The sequence below is a fragment of the Streptomyces sp. NPDC015139 genome (assembly GCF_043079785.1).
GTDB lineage: Bacteria > Actinomycetota > Actinomycetes > Streptomycetales > Streptomycetaceae > Streptomyces > Streptomyces albidocamelliae.
Genome location: NZ_JBIBUW010000003.1, coordinates 140,294 through 159,352, shown reverse-complemented (window position 1 = coordinate 159,352; position 19,059 = coordinate 140,294). Strand labels below are relative to the sequence as shown.

Below are 19,059 nucleotides of genomic sequence, written 5' to 3'. Positions count from 1 at the left end.
GTACGCCCCACAATGGACACATGAGGATCTCGGCGCGGGCGGATTACGCGGTACGGGCGGTACTGGAGCTGGCCGTACGGCAGGGTAACGGCCCGGTGAAGGCGGAGGAAATCGCCGCCGTCCAGGACATCCCGCACAAGTTCCTGGAAGGGATCCTGGGCGATCTGCGGCGCGCGGGGGTCGTCGACAGCCGGCGGGGCGGGGGCGGCGGCTACCGGCTCGCGCGGGACGCGGCGGCGATCACCGTGGCGGACGTCGTCCGGGCCGTGGACGGTCCCATCGTCTCCGTGCGCGGCGAGCGCCCGACCTCGCTCTCCTACACCGGTACGGCCCAGCCCCTGCTGCCCCTGTGGATCGCCCTGCGGGCCAACGTGCGCCGGATCCTGGAGGGCGTCACGGTCGCCGACCTCGCGGCGGACGCCCTGCCCGAGCCGGTCCGGGCGCTGGCGGCGGAACCGGCGGCGTGGGAGAACCCGTGACCGAGTGAAAACCCGGAAGTGAATGGCCTGAGTTCGCTCTGCCCGGTGCTCGTGGGGCTTTCTACGCTACCCACGCCTCCCTTCCTCCTTCACGGTTGACGCACAGTTTCTTCAAGGGTGAACGGGCGGGCGGAGGCATGACCCCCCACTCGACAACCGGGAGAAACGATGGCTGGTGGACTCCTCCTGAGCGGCGCCGTAGCCGCTCTACTCACCACCGCGCTACCTGCCCAGAGCTCGTCCCCCGTGTTCGACGACCCGCCCCCGGACAAGATCGTCATCGACGTGGCGACGGTGAACGGCTCGGGCTGTCCCGCGGGTACGGCCGCCGTGGCCGTGTCGCCGGACAACACGGCCTTCACGGTCACGTACAGCGCCTACCTGGCCCAGGCCGGCGGCAACTCCGATCCCACGGCCTTCCGTAAGAACTGCCAGCTCAACCTGGTGGTCCACGTGCCCCAGGGCTTCACGTACGCGATCGCCAGCGCCGACTACCGGGGCTTCCTCTCGCTCCAGCCCGGCGCGACGGCGACGCAGAAGGCCTCGTACTACTTCCAGGGGTCCCCGACCACCGTGCCCCTGTCCCACCCCTACGGCGGGCCCTACAACGACGACTGGCAGGCCACCGACACCACGGACTGGGCCCAGCTGGTCTGGGCGCCCTGCGGGGTCCTGCGCAACTTCAACATCAACACGGAGCTCAGGGTGAACGCGGGCAGCGCCAACCCCGGCAAGGTCAGCTTCATGACGATGGACTCGACCGACGGTGACATCAGCACCGTCTACCACCTGGCATGGAAGGAGTGCCCGCACTAGTCCGCGGTCCGGCTAGCCCGTCTGCCCCATCCCCGCCGCGTTCGGCCAGCTCTGGGCGTTGGGCCAGCCCGTCGCCGGGGCCGGAGACAGCCCCGTGGCGGGGGCCGGGGTGGCGGGGGCCGTCATGCCGCGCACCTGCGCCGCGGTGAGCCCGCCGCGCGCCGGGACGCCGGGCGGAGTCGGTGCCACCACGGCCGCCGGCGCCGGGACGGGTGCCTGCACCGGGACGGGCGCGGGCGCCGGCATGGCGGCGGCCGCCGGCACCGGCATCTGCTGGGGTGCCGGCGGCTGCTGCACCGGGAACTGCGCGGGCGCCGGCATCTGCGCGGGCACCTGCATCGGTACCGGCGCCGGTACCGGCGCGGGCACGGGCGACGGCTGGGCTGCCGCCGGCATCGGCATCCCGCCGCCGGTCGGCGACGCCGCGGCGGGGAGCGGCATGCCGGTGCCGGCGGCCGGGGCGGGACCGGCGCCGAGGGCCTGGGCCGCCAGCCCCGGCACACCGGCCCCGTTGGTCTCGTTGATCAGGCGGTCCACCGCCGCCGTACCCGAGCTGTAGCTGGTCCCGGTGCCCAGCTCGGGTACGGCGGCTCCCCTCCTGGACCCGTAGAGCACCTGTTCCAGGCCGGACACCAGGCGACGCACGTCGACCTGGGGGCGCACCACGAGTCTCAGGAAGCGGCTGGAGGAGCCGATCTTGTTGCCGCACTCGCGGACCAGGATCCGGTGCTCGGTGAGCATCCGGTCCCGGACCACCGTGCCCTCGGCCCCCACGGGGAGACGGACGAAGAGGAAGTTGCCCTGGGAGGGGTAGACCGTGAGGCCGGGGAGCGCGGAGAGCTGGCTGGCCATCTCCAGCCGGTCCCGGCGCACCTGCTGGAGGCTCTGGGCGTACTCGGCGCCGTGCTCCTTCAGCATGAACACCACGTGCTCGGCGAAGGAGTTGAGGTTCCACTTCGGCAGCATCGAGCGGATCCGGCCCGCGAGCGCCGGGTTGGCGACGAGGTAGCCGAAGCGTATGCCGTGCAGGCCGAAGTTCTTGCCGAGGCTGCGCAGGACGACGACGTTCGGGCGCAGCATGGCCTCCTGGACGACGCTCGGCTCGGTCTCCGCGTCGGCGAACTCCAGGAAGGACTCGTCGATCACCACCAGGTCCAGGTCGGCCATCGCGTCCATGAACTGCACCACCTGCTGGCGGCGCAGACAGCCGCCGTCGGGGTTGTTGGGGTTGCAGATCACGGCCACCCGCGTCTTGCGCACGCGGATGAACTCGGCGTACTGGGCGAGGTCAAGGGCGAAGTCGTTGGCCTCCTGGAGCGGGAACATGTCGACCCGCTTGCCCGTCTCCATCGGCTGGTCGGTCCAGCGGCCGAAGGTGGGGACCGGTATCGCCAGCGACTCGCGGACGAGGAGGTGGTCGATCCAGGTGATCAGCTCCGTGGAGCCGTTGCCCATCGCCACGCACTGCGGCGGCAGCCGGAGCAGGCTGCACAGCTCGGCCGTGATGGTGTCGGCGCTGCTCGGGTAGTACGTGACGATCTCGCGCAGCCGGGCCGACATCTCGTCGAACATGGCCGGGGTGGGGAAGTACGGGTTGCAGGGGATGCAGAAGTCCACCGGGCCGGTCCCGTCGCCGCCCTCCCGCGTCAGCGCCGCCATCGAAGGGCTGTGCGCGGCGGTGCCGCGGAACAACGAGGTGACGTTGCCGGACAAGGGGACCTCCGTTCGGGGTGGCCCGTGCGGGGGAGCACGGGCCACCCCTGGATACGGAGGCGGGCCGGGTGGCGTTCAACTCACGCGGCACGTGAGCCACTTCACGCCCGTGGCGCTACCTCGCCCCGAACGTGTGGATGGTCGTCGTCCGGTACCTCTGTCCCGGCCGCAGCACGGTGGAGGGGAACGACGGCTCGTTCGGCGAGTCCGGGAAGTGCTGGGTCTCCAGGGCCAGCCCGTCGCCCTGCCGGTAGGTGTGTCCGGACGGGCCGACGAGGGTGCCGTCGAGGAAGTTGCCCGAGTAGAACTGCACGCCCGGCTGGTCGGTGAGGATCCGCAGGGTGCGGCCCGAGCCCGGGTCGCGCAGCGTCACCACGTGCTCGGGACGGGCGGTCACGCCCTTGTCGAGCACGAAGTTGTGGTCGTAGCCCTTGGCGGTCACCAACTGGGCGTGGCCGACGCGGATGTCGCGGCCGATCGGCTTGGTCCGGGTGAAGTCGAACGGGGTGTGCGCGACCCTCGCCAGCTCGCCGGTGGGGATCAGTCCCGCGTCGGTGGGGGTGTACCGGCCCGCCCCCAGCCACAGTTCGTGGTCGTAGATGCTGCCGCTGCCCTCGCCCGCGAGGTTGTAGTAGGTGTGGTTGGTGAGGTTCACGACCGTCGGCCGGTCGGTGACGGCGTCGTAGTCGATCCGCCAGTCGCCGTGCCGGGTCAGCGTGTAGGTGACCTTCGTCCGCAGCGTGCCGGGGTAGCCCATCTCGCCGTCGGGGCTGGTGCGGTACATGCGCAGGCCGACGTCCGGGCCCGCGGTGAACGGCTCGACGTCCCACACCTTGGTGTCGAAGCCCTCGGCGCCGCCGTGCAGGCTGTTTTCGCCGTCGTTGACGGACAGCTGGTAGGTCCTGCCGTCCAGGGTGAACCGGCCCTTGGCGATGCGGTTGCCGTAGCGGCCGATGGTGGCGCCGAAGAAGGTCGTCCCGGCGACGTACGCGGCGAGGTCGTCGTAGCCGAGGGAGACGTTCGCGTACCGGCCGTGCCGGTCCGGGATCTCCAGCGACTGGACGATGCCGCCGTAGGAGAGGACCTTCAGCCGGGTGCCGCCGTTCTCCAGCGACCAGCGGTGGACCTTCGTGCCGTCGGCGAGGGTGCCGAAGAGCTCCTTCACCGGTTTCCTCCCCGAGGAGGCGTGGGCCGTACCGGCGGCGGTGGCGGCGAGGCCGGCCGCGGCGGTGCCGGCGATGACGGTGCGTCTGTTCAGTTCCATGTGCGACTCCGTTGTCTGGGCGCTTACGAACCGGACTTGCGCTTGTTCCACACGTCGAAGCCGACCGCCACCAGCAGGGCAAGGCCCTTGATGACCTGCTGCCAGTCGGTGCCGACGCTGAGGAGGTTCATGCCGTTGTTCAGCACACCGAGGACGAGACCGCCGATGATGGCGCCCAGGACGGTGCCGACACCGCCGCTCATCGACGCGCCTCCGATGAACGACGAGGCGATCGCCTCGAGCTCGTAGTTGAGACCCGCCTTCGGCGAGGCCGCGTTCAGCCGGGCGGCGACCACCAGGCCCGCGAGAGCCGCGAGCACGCCCATGTTCAGGAAGACGCAGAAGGTGACCTTCCGGTCCTTCACGCCGGACAGCTTGGCCGCCGGCAGGTTGCCGCCGATCGCGTAGATGTGACGGCCGAAGACGGCGTTGCGCATCACGTAGCCGTAGCCGACGACCAGCGCGCCGAGGACGATCAGCACGATCGGCGCGCCCTTGTAGCTGGCGAGCAGCATCGTGACGACGAGGATCGCGGCACCGATGGCGAGGAGCTTGAGCAGGAAGATGTTCCGCGGCAGCACCTCCAGGGCGAACTCCTGCTGACGCTTCCTGTCGCGGAACTCCTGCACGACCGTGAAGACGATCAGGGCGATGCCCAGCAGCAGGGTGATGTTGTGGTAGTTGGTGTCCGGTCCGGTCTCCGGCAGGAAGCCGTTGCCCAGCTTCTCCAGACCGGCCGGGAACGGGCCGAGGGTCTGGCCCTGAAGGAAGATCTCCGTCAGACCGCGGAAGATCAGCATCCCGGCGAGGGTGACGATGAACGAGGGTATGCCGAAATAGGCGATCATGAAGCCCTGCACCGCGCCGGCCACCGCACCCACCAGCAGGCACAGCACCAGGGCGACCGGCCAGGCCACCCCGTGCTGCACCGTGAGGACGGCGGCGAACGCGCCGATGAACGCCGTCAGCGAGCCGACCGACAGGTCGATGTGACCCGCGATGATCACCAGCATCATGCCGATCGCGAGGATCAGGATGTGACTGTTCTGCAGCACCAGGTTGGAGACGTTGCGCGGCAGCAGCAGGTCGCCGTCGGTCCACACCGAGAACAGGACCACGATCAGACCGAGCGCGATCAGCATGCCGAACCGCCGCATGTTGTTGCGCAGGCCGTCCAGCATCAGCCGCAGCAGGCCGCCGGGGGCCTCGCCGCCCTTTCCGGGCGGGGCCGGGGCCGGGGTCCTGGCAGTCACGTCCGTGCTCATCGGGATACCTCTTTGTCCTTCGTCATCTGGCGCATCAGCGATTCCTGGGATGCCTCGGCCCGCGAGAACTCGCCGGTCAGCCGTCCGGCGGCCATCGTGTAGATGCGGTCGCACATGCCGAGCAGCTCCGGCAGCTCGGAGGAGATGAAGACGACCGCCCTGCCCTCGGCGGCCAGCCTGTCGATGACCGTGTAGATCTCGAACTTGGCGCCGACGTCGATCCCGCGCGTCGGCTCGTCCAGGATCAGCACGTCCGGTTCCGCGAAGATCCACTTGCTGAGGACGACCTTCTGCTGGTTGCCGCCGGAGAGCCGGCCCACGGGCTCGAAGACGGTCGGCGCCTTGATGTTCATGGAGGCGCGGAACCGCTCGGCGACCCGCCGTTCCTCGTGCTCGTCGACCACACCGCGCCGGGCCACCCGGCGCAGCGAGGTCAGTGAGATGTTGCGGTTGATGGTGTCGATGAGGTTGAGGCCGTAGTGCTTGCGGTCCTCGGTGACGTAGGCGATGCCGTGCCCGATCGCCTCGGCGACGGTCTTCGTCCGGATCTCCTCGCCGTCCTTGAGGACCGTGCCGCCCGCGTACCGGCCGTAGGACCGCCCGAAGACGCTCATGGCGAGCTCGGTGCGGCCGGCCCCCATGAGGCCCGCGATGCCGACGATCTCGCCGCGCCGGACCGTGAGCGACACCCCGTCGACCACCTTGCGCTGCTGGTCGATCGGGTGGCGCACGGTCCAGTCACGGATCTCCAGGGCCGCGGCGGCGCCCTCCTCCGCGCGGTGCGGGGTGCGTTCGGGGAAGCGGTGGTCGAGGTCGCGGCCGACCATGCCGCTGATGATCCGGTCCTCGGTCGTGTCCGGGGCCCGCACGTCGAGTGTCTCGATGGAGCGCCCGTCGCGGATGATCGTCACCGAGTCGGCGACCCGGCGGATCTCGCCCAGCTTGTGGGAGATGATGATCGAGGTGATGCCCTGGTTCTTCAGTTCCAGGATGAGATCGAGGAGCTTGCCGCTGTCCTCGTCGTTCAGGGCCGCCGTCGGCTCGTCCAGGATGAGCAGCCGCACCTTCTTCGACAGCGCCTTGGCGATCTCCACGAGCTGCTGCTTGCCCACGCCGATGTCGGCGACGCGGGTCTCCGGATGGTCGGTCAGACCGACCCGGCGCAGCAGTTCGGCGGCGTGCCCCAGCGTGTCGTTCCAGTTGATGAAGCCGCGCGTGGCGTGCTCGTTGCCGAGGAAGATGTTCTCCGCCAGCGAGAGGTAGGGCACCAGGGCCAGCTCCTGGTGGATGATGACGATGCCGCGCTGCTCGCTCGCCCGGATGTCCCTGAAGCGGCAGAGCTCTCCCTCGAAGCGGATCTCTCCCTCGTAGCTGCCGTGCGGATGGACGCCGGAGAGCACCTTCATCAGGGTGGACTTGCCGGCGCCGTTCTCGCCGCAGATGGCGTGGACCTCGCCCTGACCTACCGTCAGTGAGACGTCCGAGAGCGCTGTGACACCGGGAAAGGTCTTGACGATCGAGCGCATTTCCAGGACGGGTCCCGCCATGGTCGTGCCTTCCAATCAGTGTGGGGTCGGGCGGTCGGCGGGACTACTTGAGCTGGGCGGCCGTGTAGTAGCCGCCCTTGACGAGGACCTCCTCGTAGTTGGTCCTGTCGACGCTCACCGGCTGGAGCAGGTAGGAAGGGACGACCTTGGAGCCGTTGTCGTACGACTTGGTGTCGTTGACCTGCGGCTTCTTGCCCTTCAGTACGTCGTCGACCATCGTCGAGGCGACCTCGGCGAGCTTGCGGAGGTCCTTGTAGACGGTCTGCGTCTGCTGGCCGCCGATGATCGACTTCACGGAGGCGAGCTCGGCGTCCTGGCCGGTGATGACCGGCAGCGGCCTGCTCCCCGAGCCGTAGCCGTCCGACTTCAGCGCGGACAGCACGCCGATCGAGATGCCGTCGTAGGGCGACAGGACGGCGTCGACCTTCTCGCTCTTGTACGAGGAGGTGAGGATGTCGTCCATGCGCCGCTGGGCGGTGGCGCCGTCCCAGCGCAGGGTGGTGACCTTGTTGAGAGCGGTCTGGCCGGACCGCACGACCAGTTGCTTCTTGTCCATGTACGGCTTCAGGACGCTCATCGCGCCGTCGAAGAAGTACCGGGTGTTGTTGTCGTCGTTGGAGCCGGCGAAGAGCTCGATGCTGAACGGGCCCTTCTTCCCCTTGCTCAGTCCGAGCTTGTCCACGATGTACTGGCCCTGGAGCCTGCCGACCTTCTCGTTGTCGAAGGAGGCGTAGTAGTCGACGTTCCGCGAGCCGAGGATCAGGCGGTCGTAGCTGATGACCGGGATGTCGGCGTCCGCGGCCTGCTGGAGCACGCTGTTCAGGGACTTGTTGTCGATCGCCGCGATGATCAGTCCCTTGACGCCCTGCGTGATCAGGTTCTCGATCTGCGAGACCTGCTGCTCGGGGTCGTCCTCGCCGTAGACGAGTTTGGTCTTGTAGCCCTTGGCCTCCAGGTCCTTGACGACGTTCTTGCCGTCGGAGATCCAGCGCTCCGAGGACTTGGTGGGCATCGCGATGCCGATGGTGGCGCCCTTGGTGCCGCCCGACTTCTCCTTGCTGCCCCCCTCGCCGCTCTGCCCGCAGGCGGTCAGCGTCAGGGCGAGCGAGGCGGCTGCGGCCGTCGCGGCGAGTGCGGCTCTGCGGTTGCGCATGATGATCAGTCCTTGGTCGTCTCGGCGTCGGGAGGGGGTCAGGCGGTGGTGAAGCGGTGGAGCGGGCCGGGCAGCCGGGAGCCGAGCGGCGCCATGTCGCCGTCCGCGCCGTGCCGGGCGAGCAGGTCCAGGGCGAGGCGGCCGCGCCGCACCCGCTCCCGGGCGGTGTCCAGGGTCACGTCCCGCAGATGGGTCCCCCACGGGTAGATGCCGGGGGCCTTGGACAGACCGAACTTCAGGTAGAGCGGTGCGCCGCGCCGGATCAGTTCGGCGACCTCGTACATCCGCACGTAGCCGCCGAGGTCGTCGGGGGCCTCGATGTACATGTCCATGGGGGCGCGGGACACCCGGCGGATCTCGGTGAGGTGATCCAGCGTCAGATCGCTGGGCACGTTGACCGAGTCGGCGCCGAGCTGCTCGTAGACGGCGTACGAGGCCGGGTTGACGGGGCCGATCAGCGCCGAGACCTTCAGCGTGGTGCCGGCCGGGATGATCCCCGCCTCGCGCGCCCGGTGCAGGGTCCACAGCACGCCCTCGTCGGCCACCAGCAGGCAGCGGACGCCCAGTTCGGTGGCGCGGACGGCGTCCTCCAGGCAGCCGGCGACGGCGTCGTGGCCGCGGGCGCGCAGTCCGGCCCCCCGCGAGTCGGACCGCACCGAGGCGCCGATGTCCCAGGTGCCGCGCGGGCCGGTGAACAGGCAGAGCTCGATGTCGCGTTCGGCGGTCGCCTCGACCATCTCGGTGATCTCGGCGTCGGTGAGCATCCACACGCCGCTGCCCTGGCTGATCCGGTGGATCGGCACGTCGAGGCGCGAGGCCTCCTTGAGCACGATCGCCAGCGCCTCGGGACCCTCGCACGAGGGGATCTCGGTGCGCCAGCGGCCGCCGCCCGGGAAGCTGTGGGCGGAGGCGTCGGCGGGATCGAGGGCGGGGGCGCCCAGGCCGAGGGCGGAGAGCACCTGCTCACCGGGCCTGCGGGCCGCCGGGGCGGAAGCGTCGGTCACGGGCTGTCCTTCGTGTTCGGTATTTCGGACGTGGTTCGCAACTCGGGACGGAGGGGGGTCCTGCCGGTGCCGCGAAAGAAGCGGCCCTCCCGGTACGCCGGCCGGGGCGCCGTCAGGTCACGCCCCGGCCGGCGTACGGCTAGGGGCGGAGCAGCACCTTGCCCACCTTGGGGTCGCCGGCCCCGACCAACTCGATGGCCCGCGAGAACTCGGTCAGCGGCAGCTCGTGCGTGACGAGCGGCAGCGGGTCCAGCAGTCCGGCGCCGAACACCCGCACGGTGTGCGCCCAGGCGTCCGGCGGCGCCCCGAAGACGGTGTGCACCTCCAGCTGCCGTACGACGAGGTCGGTCGGGTCGAGGCCGTCCGCGCCGGGTGCCGGGATACCGGTCAGGACCAGCCGTCCGCCCCGCCTGAGCAGGGAGGCGGCGGTGCGCGCGGCCGACGCGGACCCGGCGGTCTCGACCACCACGTCGAAGTCGCCGGGGAGTTCCTGGTCCCGGGTCCGGAAGTCCGTGGCCCCGTAACCCCGGGACAGCGCCTCACGGTCCCGTCCGGTGCCCACCACCAGCAGTTCCCCGGGCGAGACGGCCTTCAGGAACTGCACGGCGAACATCCCGAGCGTGCCGGTACCGACCACCGCGACCCGCTCGCCCGGCCGGGCGCCGGCCTTCAGCGCCGCGGCCGCCACACAGGCGGCCGGCTCCAGCAGGGCGGCCGCGGTGAGGTCGGCGTCGTCCGCGAGGACGTGCAGCAGCCGGGCCGGCAGGGTGAGCGTCGCGGCCATGGCGCCCGGCTGGGTGAAGCCCGTCTCCTCGTAGCCGTCCGTGCACAGCGTGGTCTCGCCCGCGTGGCAGCGGTCGCAGACCTGGCAGTTCCGGAAACCCTCGCCGACGACCTTGCGGCCGACCAGCGTCACGGGGACTCCGGCGCCCACGGCCCGGACCGTGCCGGCCCACTCGTGTCCGGGGGTGAGCGGGTAACGCACGTACCCCTCGGGCCGGTTGCCCTGGTACACCTCGCGGTCGCTGCCGCAGATGCCGACCGCGTGCACGGCCGCCAGCGCCTCGCCCGGGCCGGGCTGCCGGGGCGTGTGCTCCTCGACCCGGTGGACGCCCGGCGCCTCGACGACGACCCGCGAGCCCGGCGAACTCACTGGGTGTCCTTCGGCTTGCGCTGCTCCCAGCCCTCGGCCCACAGGTCGAACCGGGCCTGCTGCTGCGGGAACTCCGCCGCCGCGTCGACGTCCAGCTCGACGCCGAGCCCCGGTGCGTCGGACAGGTGGAAGTACCCGTCGACGACCTCCGGGGCGCCCTTGACCACCTTCTTGATCTCCGCGTCCGCGAAGTCGTTGAAGTGCTCAAGGATCTTGAAGTTCGGCGAGGTGAAGCCGACTTGGAGGGAAGCCGCGGTCAGTACGGACCCGCCCACGTTGTGCGGGGCGACCAGCATGTAGTGGGTCTCCGCGGTGGCGGCCAGCTTCCGGGTCTCCCAGATGCCGCCGAGGTGGCCGACGTCGGGCTGGATGATGTCCACGGCCTGGCTCTCGAACAGCTCGCGGAACTCGATCCGGTCGTGGATGCGCTCGCCGGTGGCGACCGGGATGTCGACCTTGGCGGCCACCTTCTCCAGCGCCTTGAGGTTCTCCGGCGGCACCGGCTCCTCCAGCCAGGCCGGCCTGAACGGGGCCATCTCCCTGGCCAGCCGGACGGCGGTGGCGGGGGAGAAGCGGCCGTGCATCTCCAGCATCAGCTCGGCCTCCGGGCCGATCGCGTCGCGTACGGCCTCGATGAGGGAGACGGCGTACAGGGTCCGGTCGTGGTCGAGCTCGAAGTGCCCGGTGCCGAACGGGTCGATCTTCAGCGCCTTGTAGCCGCGCTCGACGACCTCCTGCGCGGCCTTGTGGTAGGCCTCCGGGGTCCGCTCGGTCGTGTACCAACCGTTGGCGTACGCCTTGACCCGGTCCGTGACCTTCCCGCCCAGCAGTTGCCAGACCGGTACGCCGAGCGCCTTGCCCTTGATGTCCCAGCAGGCCGTCTCGATCACCGCGATGCCGGACATGACGATCTCGCCGGCCCGCCCGTAGTCGCCGTACTTCATGCGGCGCACGAGGTCCTCGGCGGCGAACGGGTCCGAACCGAGGATGTGGTTGGCCTCGGCCTCCCGCAGGTAGCCGATCAGCGCGTCGGTGTGACCGAGCATCCGGGTCTCGCCGACTCCCGTGATGCCCTCGTCGGTGTGCACCTGGACGTAGGTCAGGTTGCGCCAGGGCGTGCCGACCACGTGCGTGCTGATTCCGGTGATGCGCACGGCAGTTGCCTCTCAGCTGTTCGAGATTTCGTCACATGTTCGAAATGCTGGCGTGACAGTAAGGACGGCGCGGTGGGGGTGTCAATGGGTCGAACAGGTAACGGTTCCGGCACGGCGTGCGGGAGTTCTTCCGCTCCCCTACGAAACCTTCACAGAGCTGACTGGGAACTCGACCCATGCGGACTCTAGTCTTCCCGCGTCATGGACTTCTGCCACCCGTGCCAACGGCACCTCAACGGCGCTCTGGCCTGCCCGGGGTGCGGCGCACCGGCCGAGCGGCTCGCCGTGCCCGCCCACGCCCCGGCCGGCCACGCCCACACGGGCGCGGGTGAGCCCTACGGTGCTCCCATCCCTGCGACGGGCCACGGGATGGCCCAGGACCACGGGACCACGCACGGGTACGACGGCGCGCAGGAGTACGCCGGCACCGGGGGGTACGACGGCACGTCCGGGTACGGGCCGGGCGGCGCCGCGGGGCCGGCGGAACCGGAGGCTCCCGAGGAACCGGAAGCGCCGGAGTCCCCGGGCGAGCCCCGGGCCGGCGGCCGGGCCGCCCGGCGCAGACAGCGCGGCGCCGCCACCGTGAGCCCCGCCGAGGCCGACTCCAGCCGCCGTGACCGCAAGGCCGCGGCGCACCGGCGCAGACGGCGCCGGACCCTGCTGATAGCCGCCGGCTTCGTCCTGGCCGCGGGCGGACTCAGCCTCGCCGAGCTGGGCACGGACGCGCCCTTCTCGCCGTTCACCGAGGACCCGCCGGCCGCGGCCCGGGGCACCACGGTCGACGGCGGCTCGCCCTCCGCCGCGCCGGGGCGCACGGCCCGGCCGCTCGACGACGGCTCCGGCGCCACCCCCGGCGCCTCCGTCTCCGCCTCCGCGAGTGCCTCGGCCTCCGCGTCCGCCTCGAAGTCCCCGAAGGAGAAGGACTCCGCGTCCCCGTCCGCCGAGGACACCGGCGCCGCGCAGCAGCAGGCCACGACGGGTGCCGGCGCCACCGCGGGCGGCCCCGCCGCGCCGGCCACGACCCCGCCCGCCGCCACCCCGACGGCCGCACCGACGACCTCCGACCCCACCCCGCGGCCGTCCCCCACCAAGACCTGCAACCGTTTCCTGTGGTGGTGCACCTGAGCCGCCCCGGGCGGGCCGCGCACCACCTTCCCGTCCTGTCCCCGACGGCCCCGCGTCCGGCTGACGGTTGAGTCGTAAGGGCACCTCTCGCCGTACCGATCCAGGAAACGCCCTGATCCGGACGGCGTTGTGCCGAGGGGGAGCGGCGAGCACGGCTCAGTTGAGGAGAGCGGATGACGCAGGAGACCACTGTCCACGGCACGGTAGCCGAGGGTTTCGAGGCGGTGCGCGAGGAGTTCGCCGCCTTCGTCGCCGGGGAACGGGACGACTACGAGGGCCAGTTGTGCGCGTACCTCCACGGGCGCCCCGTGGTGGACCTGTGGACGGGGGAGGGCACGGCGGGCGACTCGCTCTACGGTGTCTACTCGGCCACGAAGGGCGCGGCCCACCTGGTCACGGCGCTGCTCGTGCAGGACGGCACGCTGGAACTGGACCGCAAGGTCACCTACTACTGGCCCGAGTTCGCCGCCGAGGGCAAGGGCGCGCTGACCCTGCGGGACCTGCTCGCGCACCGCGCCGGACTGATCGGCACCGACACCGGGTTCACCCCCGCCGAACTGGCCGACGACCGGGTGATCGCCGAGCGCCTCGCCGACCAGCGGCCGTTCTGGCGGCCGGGCACGGCCTTCGGCTGCCACGCCCTGGTGATCGGCGCGCTCACCGGAGAGGTCGTCCGGCGGGCGACGGGCCGTACCGTCCAGGAGCTGTACGAGGAACGGATCCGCGCCCCCTACGGCCTGGATCTGCACCTCGGCCTGCCCGCCGGGCACGAGCCGCGCTTCCGTTCCGTCCGGCCGATGCTGCCGACCCCGGCGCAGCGGGCCCTCCTCGACGGGCTGCCGGCCGGTCCGCACACCCTCGCCGCGATCGCCTTCAACCGGCACGGCACCCAGCCGACCGATCTGGAGGGCCTGGCGAACGAGCGGCTGATCCGCGCCAGGGGCCCGGCCTCGGTGGGCGGGGTCGGCTCGGCGCGGGGTCTCGCGGGGATGTACGCGGCGGCGATCAGCGAGGTCGACGGCAAGGCCCCGCTGCTGAAGGAGGACACGGTCGCGGAGTTCGGGCAGATCCACTCCGCCGGCCACGACCTGGTGGCCCGTATGCACGCATCGTTCGGCCTGGGCTTCCAGGCGACCGCCGACACCTGGCACTCCTTCCTCGGCGCCGGCACGATCGGCCACAGCGGCGCGAACGGCGTCCAGTCCTTCGCCGACCCGCGCAGCGGCATCGCCTACGGCTACACCCGGCGCCGGTTCGCCTTCCCGGGCGGCGCGGCCCCGGAGAACGACCGCCTGGTGGCGGCGGTGCACCGGGCCGCCCTGGCCGCGCGCTAGCGGGCGGCGGGGAACCCGGGCGGGCACAGACCACGGAAGAGGCCGCACCCCACGTCCAGGGATGCGGCCTCCGGTGTCTGCAACGACGGCCGTCAGGCCAGCGTCACGCTGATGTTCCCCCGCGTCGCCTTCGAGTACGGGCACACCTGGTGCGCCTTCTCGACCAGGTCCCGGGCGGCCTCCGCGGAGACACCCGGGATCTCGGCCGAGATCTCCACGATGATGCCGAACCCGTCGTCGTTCCTGCCGATGCCGACCTTCGCGGTGACGGTCGAGCCGGAGACGTCGGCGCCCTCCTGCCGGGCGACCACGGCGAGGGCGCCCTGGAAGCAGGCGCTGTAGCCGGCGGCGAACAGCTGCTCCGGGTTGGTGCCGGCGCCGCTGCCGCCCATCTCCTTGGGCGGGTTCACGACGACGTCGAGCCTGCCGTCGTCGGTGGCGACACGGCCGTCCCGGCCGTTCTCGGCCGTGGCGACAGCCGTGTACAGGACGTCGGACTGCTGAATGGGCATGCGGTTGTCCTCCTCGTCGGTCCGCCGCGACTCGCGCCCACGATCGGCGACGGATTTCGGAAAAAAGTTACCGCATTACGGAAAGTCAGGCCAGAGGGGTCAGAGCTTGACGATCATCTTGCCGGTGTTGTCGCCGCGCAGGACGCCGAGGAACGCCTCCAGGTTGTTCTCGATGCCCTCGACGACCGTCTCGCGGTACTTCAGCGCGCCCGAGGCGACCCAGGGGCCGACCTCCTGGACGAACTGCTGCTGGAGGTCGTAGTGGTCGCCGACCAGGAAGCCCTCGATACGGCCGCGGGTCTGGATCAGGCGGGCGAGGTTCCTCGGACCGGGGGCGGGCTCGGTGTTGTTGTAGACCGAGATCATGCCGCAGACCGCGATCCGGCCGCCCTGGTTGAGGGAGTCGATGGCCGCCTCCAGGTGGTCGCCGCCGACGTTGTCGAAGTAGACGTCGATGCCGTCGGGCGCGGCCTCGCGCAGCTGCTCGGCCACCGGGCCGTTCTTGTAGTTGAAGGCGGCGTCGAAGCCGTACTCCTCCACCAGCAGCTTGACCTTCTCGTCGGAGCCGGCCGAGCCGATGACCCGGGAGGCGCCCTTGAGCTTGGCGATCTGCCCGACCTGGCTGCCCACGGCCCCCGCGGCGCCGGAGACGAACACCACGTCGCCCTCCTTGAAGGACGCGGTGCGCAGCAGTCCGGCGTACGCGGTCAGGCCGGTCATGCCGAGCACGCCGAGGTACGTCGACAGCGGCGCGGCCGAGGCGTCGACCTTGACGGCGTGCTGCGCGTCCAGGGCCGCGTACTCGCGCCAGCCGAAGAAGTGCAGGACGTGGTCGCCGACGGAGAGGCCCTCGGCGTTCGAGGCGACGACCTCGCCCACCGCGCCGCCCTGCATGGCCTTGCCCAGCTCGTAGGGGGCGGCGTACGACTTCGCGGCCGACATCCGGCCCCGCATGTACGGGTCGACGGAGACGTACGTGTTGCGCACCAGCACCTGGCCCTCGCCCGGGGTCGGGACGGGCGCCTCGACGAGGGCGAAGTCCTCGGGCTTCGGCCAGCCGACCGGGCGGCTGAGCAGGTGCCACTCGCGGCTTACGGCGGGAAGTGCGGGGGACTCGGACATGGTGCGTGACCTTCCTGGGACGGTGCAGACGTTTCAGAACCTGAAACAACCCTGCACCTGAATATTTCATGATGTCAAGTAACCGGGTATCCTGGTGAGCATGTCCACCCCATCGAAGACCCACCGCGTCGACGCCCTCACCATGGAGGTCGTCGAGCTGATCGGTGACGTCGTCGCCCGCTTCTACACGGACTACGAGGAGGCGGCCGGCGAGCACACGCTGACCGGCCCGCAGGCCCGTCTCCTCAGCCTGCTCTCCGTGGAGCCGCTGCCCATGCGCAAGCTCGCCCACAAGCTCAAGTGCGAGCCGTCGAACGTGACCGGGATCGTGGACCGCCTGGAGACGCGCGGCCTGGTGGAGCGCCGTCCCGACCCGGCCGACCGCCGGGTGAAGCTGGCCGTGGCCACCGACGAGGGTCTGCGGGTCGCCCGCGAACTGCGCGAGGGCCTGCGCTTCGCCCGCGAGCCCCTGGCCGGTCTCTCCGCCGACGAACGCCGCTCGCTGCGCGACCTCCTGCGCCGCATGCTGGACGCCTGACCGGCCCCTGCCGGTGTCCGAGTCCTTCGGTAAGGTCTTCGGCATGCGTGATCTCGGGGCGGGGTTCGGTTACTTGGTGAAGGGCCAGCGGTGGGTGGCCCGGCACGGGCGCAGCTACGGCTTCGGCCTGCTGCCCGGTCTGATCACGCTCGTGCTCTACGCGGGGGCGCTGGTGGCGCTCGCCGTGTGGGGCGAGGACGGCGTCGTCTGGGCGACCCCGTTCGCCGACGACTGGTCCAGCCCCTGGCAGGGCCTGTTCCGCGGCTTCCTCACGGCCGTCCTGTTCGCGCTCGGACTGCTGCTGGCCGTGCTCACCTTCACCGCCGTCACCCTGCTGGTCGGCCAGCCCTTCTACGAGAACCTGTCGGAGCAGGTCGACGCCGACGTCTCGCCCGACGGCACCGCCCCGCGCTCCGACCTCCCGCTCTGGCGCGAACTGTGGATCTCCGGCCGCGACAGCCTGCGCGTCCTCGTCCGGGCCCTGGTGTGGGGCGTGCTGCTCTTCGCCCTCGGCTTCCTGCCGTTCGTCGGCCAGACCGCCGTACCGGTGCTCGGCTTCTTCGTGACCGGCTTCTTCCTCACCGAGGAACTGGCCGCCGTGGCCCTGCAGCGCCGGGGTGTCGAACTGCGCTCCCGGCTCGCCCTGCTCCGCTCCCGCAAGACGCTGGTCTGGGGCTTCGGCACCCCCCTGGGCCTCGCCTTCCTGGTCCCGTTCGTCGCGGTGTTCCTGATGCCGGGCGCGGTGGCGGGCGCCACCCTCCTCGCCCGCGACCTGCTGGGCGAGGAGAACGCCGACGACGACTCCGGAGCCCGGGACGGCCGGCCCGACGCGGAGGGCGTCAGCCGGTGACCCGGCTGCTCAGCCCCGTGTCCGCTCCGTCGCACCGAGCGCCACGGCCACGATCGACCGCACCTGGCCGATGATGTCGAGCCGGTTGCGCACGAACTCCGGGTCGGTGACCGTGCCGGTCGCCGGATCGGTGTTGCCGGCGCCGAACTGCAGCACCGGTGTGTGTACATGGCCGCCGGGCAGGGTGTCGTGCAGACCGAGGCGGTCCCGCAGCAGCGTGGCCCGGTAGGCGATCTCGTTGGAGAGGTAGTCGCCGCCGCCCCCGGCACGGGCCGTGGAGCCGGCGGTCGGCCCGTCGGGCCGTACGACCGCGGCGGTGCCTCCGGCCGGGATCTCCGTCACCTCCGTGTGGTCGTACACCGGGAAGCGGCCCGTGTGCGCGGCGACCACGGCGGCGTACGGCAGGGTCGTGCTCGTCCACTGCGGCTGCGAGGCCGGATCGGCGACCGGCACGGACTCCGTGCGCGAGACCTCGTCGTTGTCCGGGAACCCGCCCCGCCAGGCGCCGTTGGTGCGCTCGACGTCGAACCGGCCGGCCCTGCCCTGGCTGACGGTGGTGAACAGATCCACCCGCGGCAGATACGGCCGCAGCGTCCGCTCCACCGTGCCGGCCGCGAAGTCCGCCCAGCGCACGGGGAACACGGCCGTCTCGACGCGCGCCGGGCCCCCGGGCGTCTCGATCACCGTGCCGTCCAGCGCGAGCGCGGTGGCCCCGGACGGGTTGGAGATCCGGATGTCCCGGTCCAGGGTGAACGGGTCGAACCCGGTGAGCAGCACCCGCCGCAGCTGCCCCTTCGCCGGGTAGCGGATGCCGTCCTGGCCGCGCGAGCCGCGCTCCAGCCGGTCCAGCAGGGCCGCCCGGTCCCGGTCGGTGAGCCCGAACCCCGGCTCCCAGGTGCGCACGGCACGCGTCAGCTCCAGCCTCGCCCAGTACAGCGGCCGGTCGTCGTCCCGGCTGAGGTCGCCGCCCGCCGGGCCCCGGCCCTGCGCCCGGTCCACGGCCCGCCGCCACAGCGCGGCGCCCTCCCGCGCGACGAGGCTCCGGGCCTCGGCGTAGGAGTGCGCGCGCTCCAGCTCCCGGGCGAACCGCGGGGCCACGTCGTCGAACCCCGAGCGGCGCAGGATCTCCCGCGGCACGGCGCGGTCGAGCCGCTGCTCCTCCGCCGTGGGGGAGGGGGCCGCGGGCGCCGGGGCGGACGATGCCGTGGCGGTGGGTCCGGACAGGCCGGACAGCCCGGTCAGCAGGGCCAGTCCGAGCAGACCGAGGCGAACGCGTCGGGATGTCACGGGAGTTCGGGTCCTTCCGTCGCTGCGCGCCGCGTGGTGCGGTGGACTGCGGCAGTATCGCGTGACGGAAGTGACCGGCGCCACGGGGCGGTTCACGCCACGGGGCGCATACGGTTCGGTACGGCGGCGGCGCCGGCCTGCGGCCGCTCAGTCCACCGGCTCGCCCAGCAGGTGCAGGAAGTCGCGGAAGGCGCCCGGCATGTCGACGGACTCCGGGTCCAGCAGCCACTGGTACTGCAGACCGTCCATCACCGCCACCAGGAGCGGCGCGGCGCGCTCGGGGGTGAGGCCGCTCGGCAGCCGGTCGCCGTACTCCGCGCGCAGCACGGCCGTCATGCTCGCGCGGACCCCCGCGTAGCGCTCCGTGAAGTACGCCCGCGCCGGATGCCCCTCCGTCACGCTCTCGCCGAGCAGCGCCGAGAAGGTCTGGACGATCGCCGGGCGCATCGCGTTGTACTCGACCAGCGAGACCAGCAGGTCCATCCGCCACCGGGTGTCGGGCACCGCGTCCCACCGGTCCCGGTCCTGGAGCACGGCCACCAGCAGGGCGTCCTTGGTGGGGAAGTGGTGCAGCAGCCCCTGCTGGGTCAGCCCCACCCGCTCGGCCACCGCGCTCAGGCTCGCCCCGCGGTAGCCGCGCTCGGCGATCACCTCCAGGGCCGCCCCGACGATCTCCGCACGCCGCTCCTCGCTCCTGACCCTCGCGCTCATGACGTCACCGTACGACATCCCCCCGAGCCGAA

18 protein-coding genes are annotated in these 19,059 nt (G+C 71.5%); 6 read left to right on the top strand and 12 right to left on the bottom strand.

What is annotated here, in order from left to right:
* Positions 1-20: 20 nt before the first annotated feature.
* Positions 21-479, top strand: coding sequence for an Rrf2 family transcriptional regulator (locus ACF08B_RS09550; protein ID WP_073893654.1), 459 nt, complete (start codon positions 21-23; stop codon positions 477-479).
* Positions 480-647: 168 nt separating this feature from the next.
* Entirely contained in the window at positions 648-1,295 is a 648-nt protein-coding gene (locus tag ACF08B_RS09545; protein WP_392162098.1) for a DUF4360 domain-containing protein, read from the top strand.
* A 12-nt stretch (positions 1,296-1,307) separates the two neighbouring features.
* Here the strand turns inward: ACF08B_RS09545 and ACF08B_RS09540 are convergent, their stop codons facing one another.
* From ACF08B_RS09540 to ACF08B_RS09505, 8 genes are all read right to left on the bottom strand, one after another.
* On the bottom strand, positions 1,308-3,008 hold the full coding sequence (locus tag ACF08B_RS09540) for a pyridoxal phosphate-dependent aminotransferase (RefSeq protein ID WP_392316834.1): 1,701 nt from the start codon (positions 3,006-3,008) through the stop codon (positions 1,308-1,310).
* Positions 3,009-3,123: 115 nt separating this feature from the next.
* Positions 3,124-4,272, bottom strand: a complete 1,149-nt coding sequence (locus ACF08B_RS09535; protein ID WP_392316833.1) for an aldose epimerase family protein — start codon at positions 4,270-4,272, stop codon at positions 3,124-3,126.
* Between the two features lie 23 nt (positions 4,273-4,295).
* Positions 4,296-5,537 (bottom strand): multiple monosaccharide ABC transporter permease, encoded by a 1,242-nt coding sequence (gene mmsB, locus ACF08B_RS09530; RefSeq protein WP_392316832.1) that lies wholly within the window; start codon positions 5,535-5,537, stop codon positions 4,296-4,298.
* Positions 5,534-7,084: a multiple monosaccharide ABC transporter ATP-binding protein gene (gene mmsA / locus ACF08B_RS09525; RefSeq protein WP_392316831.1), complete on the bottom strand. Its 1,551-nt coding sequence runs from the start codon at positions 7,082-7,084 to the stop codon at positions 5,534-5,536. Before mmsA ends, mmsB begins: the two co-directional genes overlap by 4 nt.
* Positions 7,085-7,127: 43 nt before the next feature.
* The gene (chvE, locus tag ACF08B_RS09520) at positions 7,128-8,237 is read right to left on the bottom strand and encodes a multiple monosaccharide ABC transporter substrate-binding protein (RefSeq protein WP_392316830.1); all 1,110 of its coding nucleotides are present in this window, start codon (positions 8,235-8,237) and stop codon (positions 7,128-7,130) included.
* A gap of 38 nt (positions 8,238-8,275) precedes the next feature.
* Positions 8,276-9,241 (bottom strand): hypothetical protein, encoded by a 966-nt coding sequence (locus ACF08B_RS09515; RefSeq protein ID WP_392316829.1) that lies wholly within the window; start codon positions 9,239-9,241, stop codon positions 8,276-8,278.
* 139 nt (positions 9,242-9,380) lie between these two features.
* Entirely contained in the window at positions 9,381-10,394 is a 1,014-nt protein-coding gene (locus tag ACF08B_RS09510; protein WP_392316828.1) for a zinc-binding dehydrogenase, read from the bottom strand.
* Positions 10,391-11,548, bottom strand: coding sequence for a mandelate racemase/muconate lactonizing enzyme family protein (locus ACF08B_RS09505; RefSeq protein ID WP_392316827.1), 1,158 nt, complete (start codon positions 11,546-11,548; stop codon positions 10,391-10,393). The genes ACF08B_RS09510 and ACF08B_RS09505 overlap by 4 nt, the downstream gene beginning before the upstream one ends.
* 201 nt (positions 11,549-11,749) lie before the next feature.
* Between ACF08B_RS09505 and ACF08B_RS09500 the strand changes: the two genes are divergently transcribed.
* Positions 11,750-12,673, top strand: coding sequence for a hypothetical protein (locus ACF08B_RS09500; RefSeq protein WP_392316826.1), 924 nt, complete (start codon positions 11,750-11,752; stop codon positions 12,671-12,673).
* 173 nt (positions 12,674-12,846) lie between these two features.
* Positions 12,847-14,007: a serine hydrolase domain-containing protein gene (locus ACF08B_RS09495; protein ID WP_392316825.1), complete on the top strand. Its 1,161-nt coding sequence runs from the start codon at positions 12,847-12,849 to the stop codon at positions 14,005-14,007.
* Positions 14,008-14,099: 92 nt separating this feature from the next.
* Here ACF08B_RS09495 and ACF08B_RS09490 read toward each other — a convergent pair whose 3' ends face one another.
* Both ACF08B_RS09490 and ACF08B_RS09485 read right to left on the bottom strand, forming a co-directional pair.
* The gene (locus ACF08B_RS09490; RefSeq protein WP_392316824.1) at positions 14,100-14,519 is read right to left on the bottom strand and encodes an organic hydroperoxide resistance protein; all 420 of its coding nucleotides are present in this window, start codon (positions 14,517-14,519) and stop codon (positions 14,100-14,102) included.
* 99 nt (positions 14,520-14,618) lie between these two features.
* The gene (locus ACF08B_RS09485) at positions 14,619-15,641 is read right to left on the bottom strand and encodes an NADP-dependent oxidoreductase (protein WP_392316823.1); all 1,023 of its coding nucleotides are present in this window, start codon (positions 15,639-15,641) and stop codon (positions 14,619-14,621) included.
* A gap of 100 nt (positions 15,642-15,741) precedes the next feature.
* Between ACF08B_RS09485 and ACF08B_RS09480 the strand changes: the two genes are divergently transcribed.
* Together ACF08B_RS09480 and ACF08B_RS09475 are read left to right on the top strand one after the other, a co-directional pair.
* A complete protein-coding gene (locus ACF08B_RS09480) occupies positions 15,742-16,179 on the top strand; it encodes a MarR family winged helix-turn-helix transcriptional regulator (protein ID WP_093477938.1) in 438 nt (145 codons plus the stop codon).
* Positions 16,180-16,222: 43 nt separating this feature from the next.
* Positions 16,223-17,029, top strand: coding sequence for an EI24 domain-containing protein (locus ACF08B_RS09475; RefSeq protein WP_093480896.1), 807 nt, complete (start codon positions 16,223-16,225; stop codon positions 17,027-17,029).
* Between the two features lie 9 nt (positions 17,030-17,038).
* On the opposite strand, the gene ACF08B_RS09470 is transcribed toward ACF08B_RS09475, so the two are convergent.
* Positions 17,039-18,316: a pyroglutamyl peptidase gene (locus ACF08B_RS09470; RefSeq protein WP_392316822.1), complete on the bottom strand. Its 1,278-nt coding sequence runs from the start codon at positions 18,314-18,316 to the stop codon at positions 17,039-17,041.
* Positions 18,317-18,463: 147 nt separating this feature from the next.
* The gene (locus tag ACF08B_RS09465; protein ID WP_392316821.1) at positions 18,464-19,045 is read right to left on the bottom strand and encodes a TetR/AcrR family transcriptional regulator; all 582 of its coding nucleotides are present in this window, start codon (positions 19,043-19,045) and stop codon (positions 18,464-18,466) included.
* Positions 19,046-19,059: the final 14 nt, after the last annotated feature.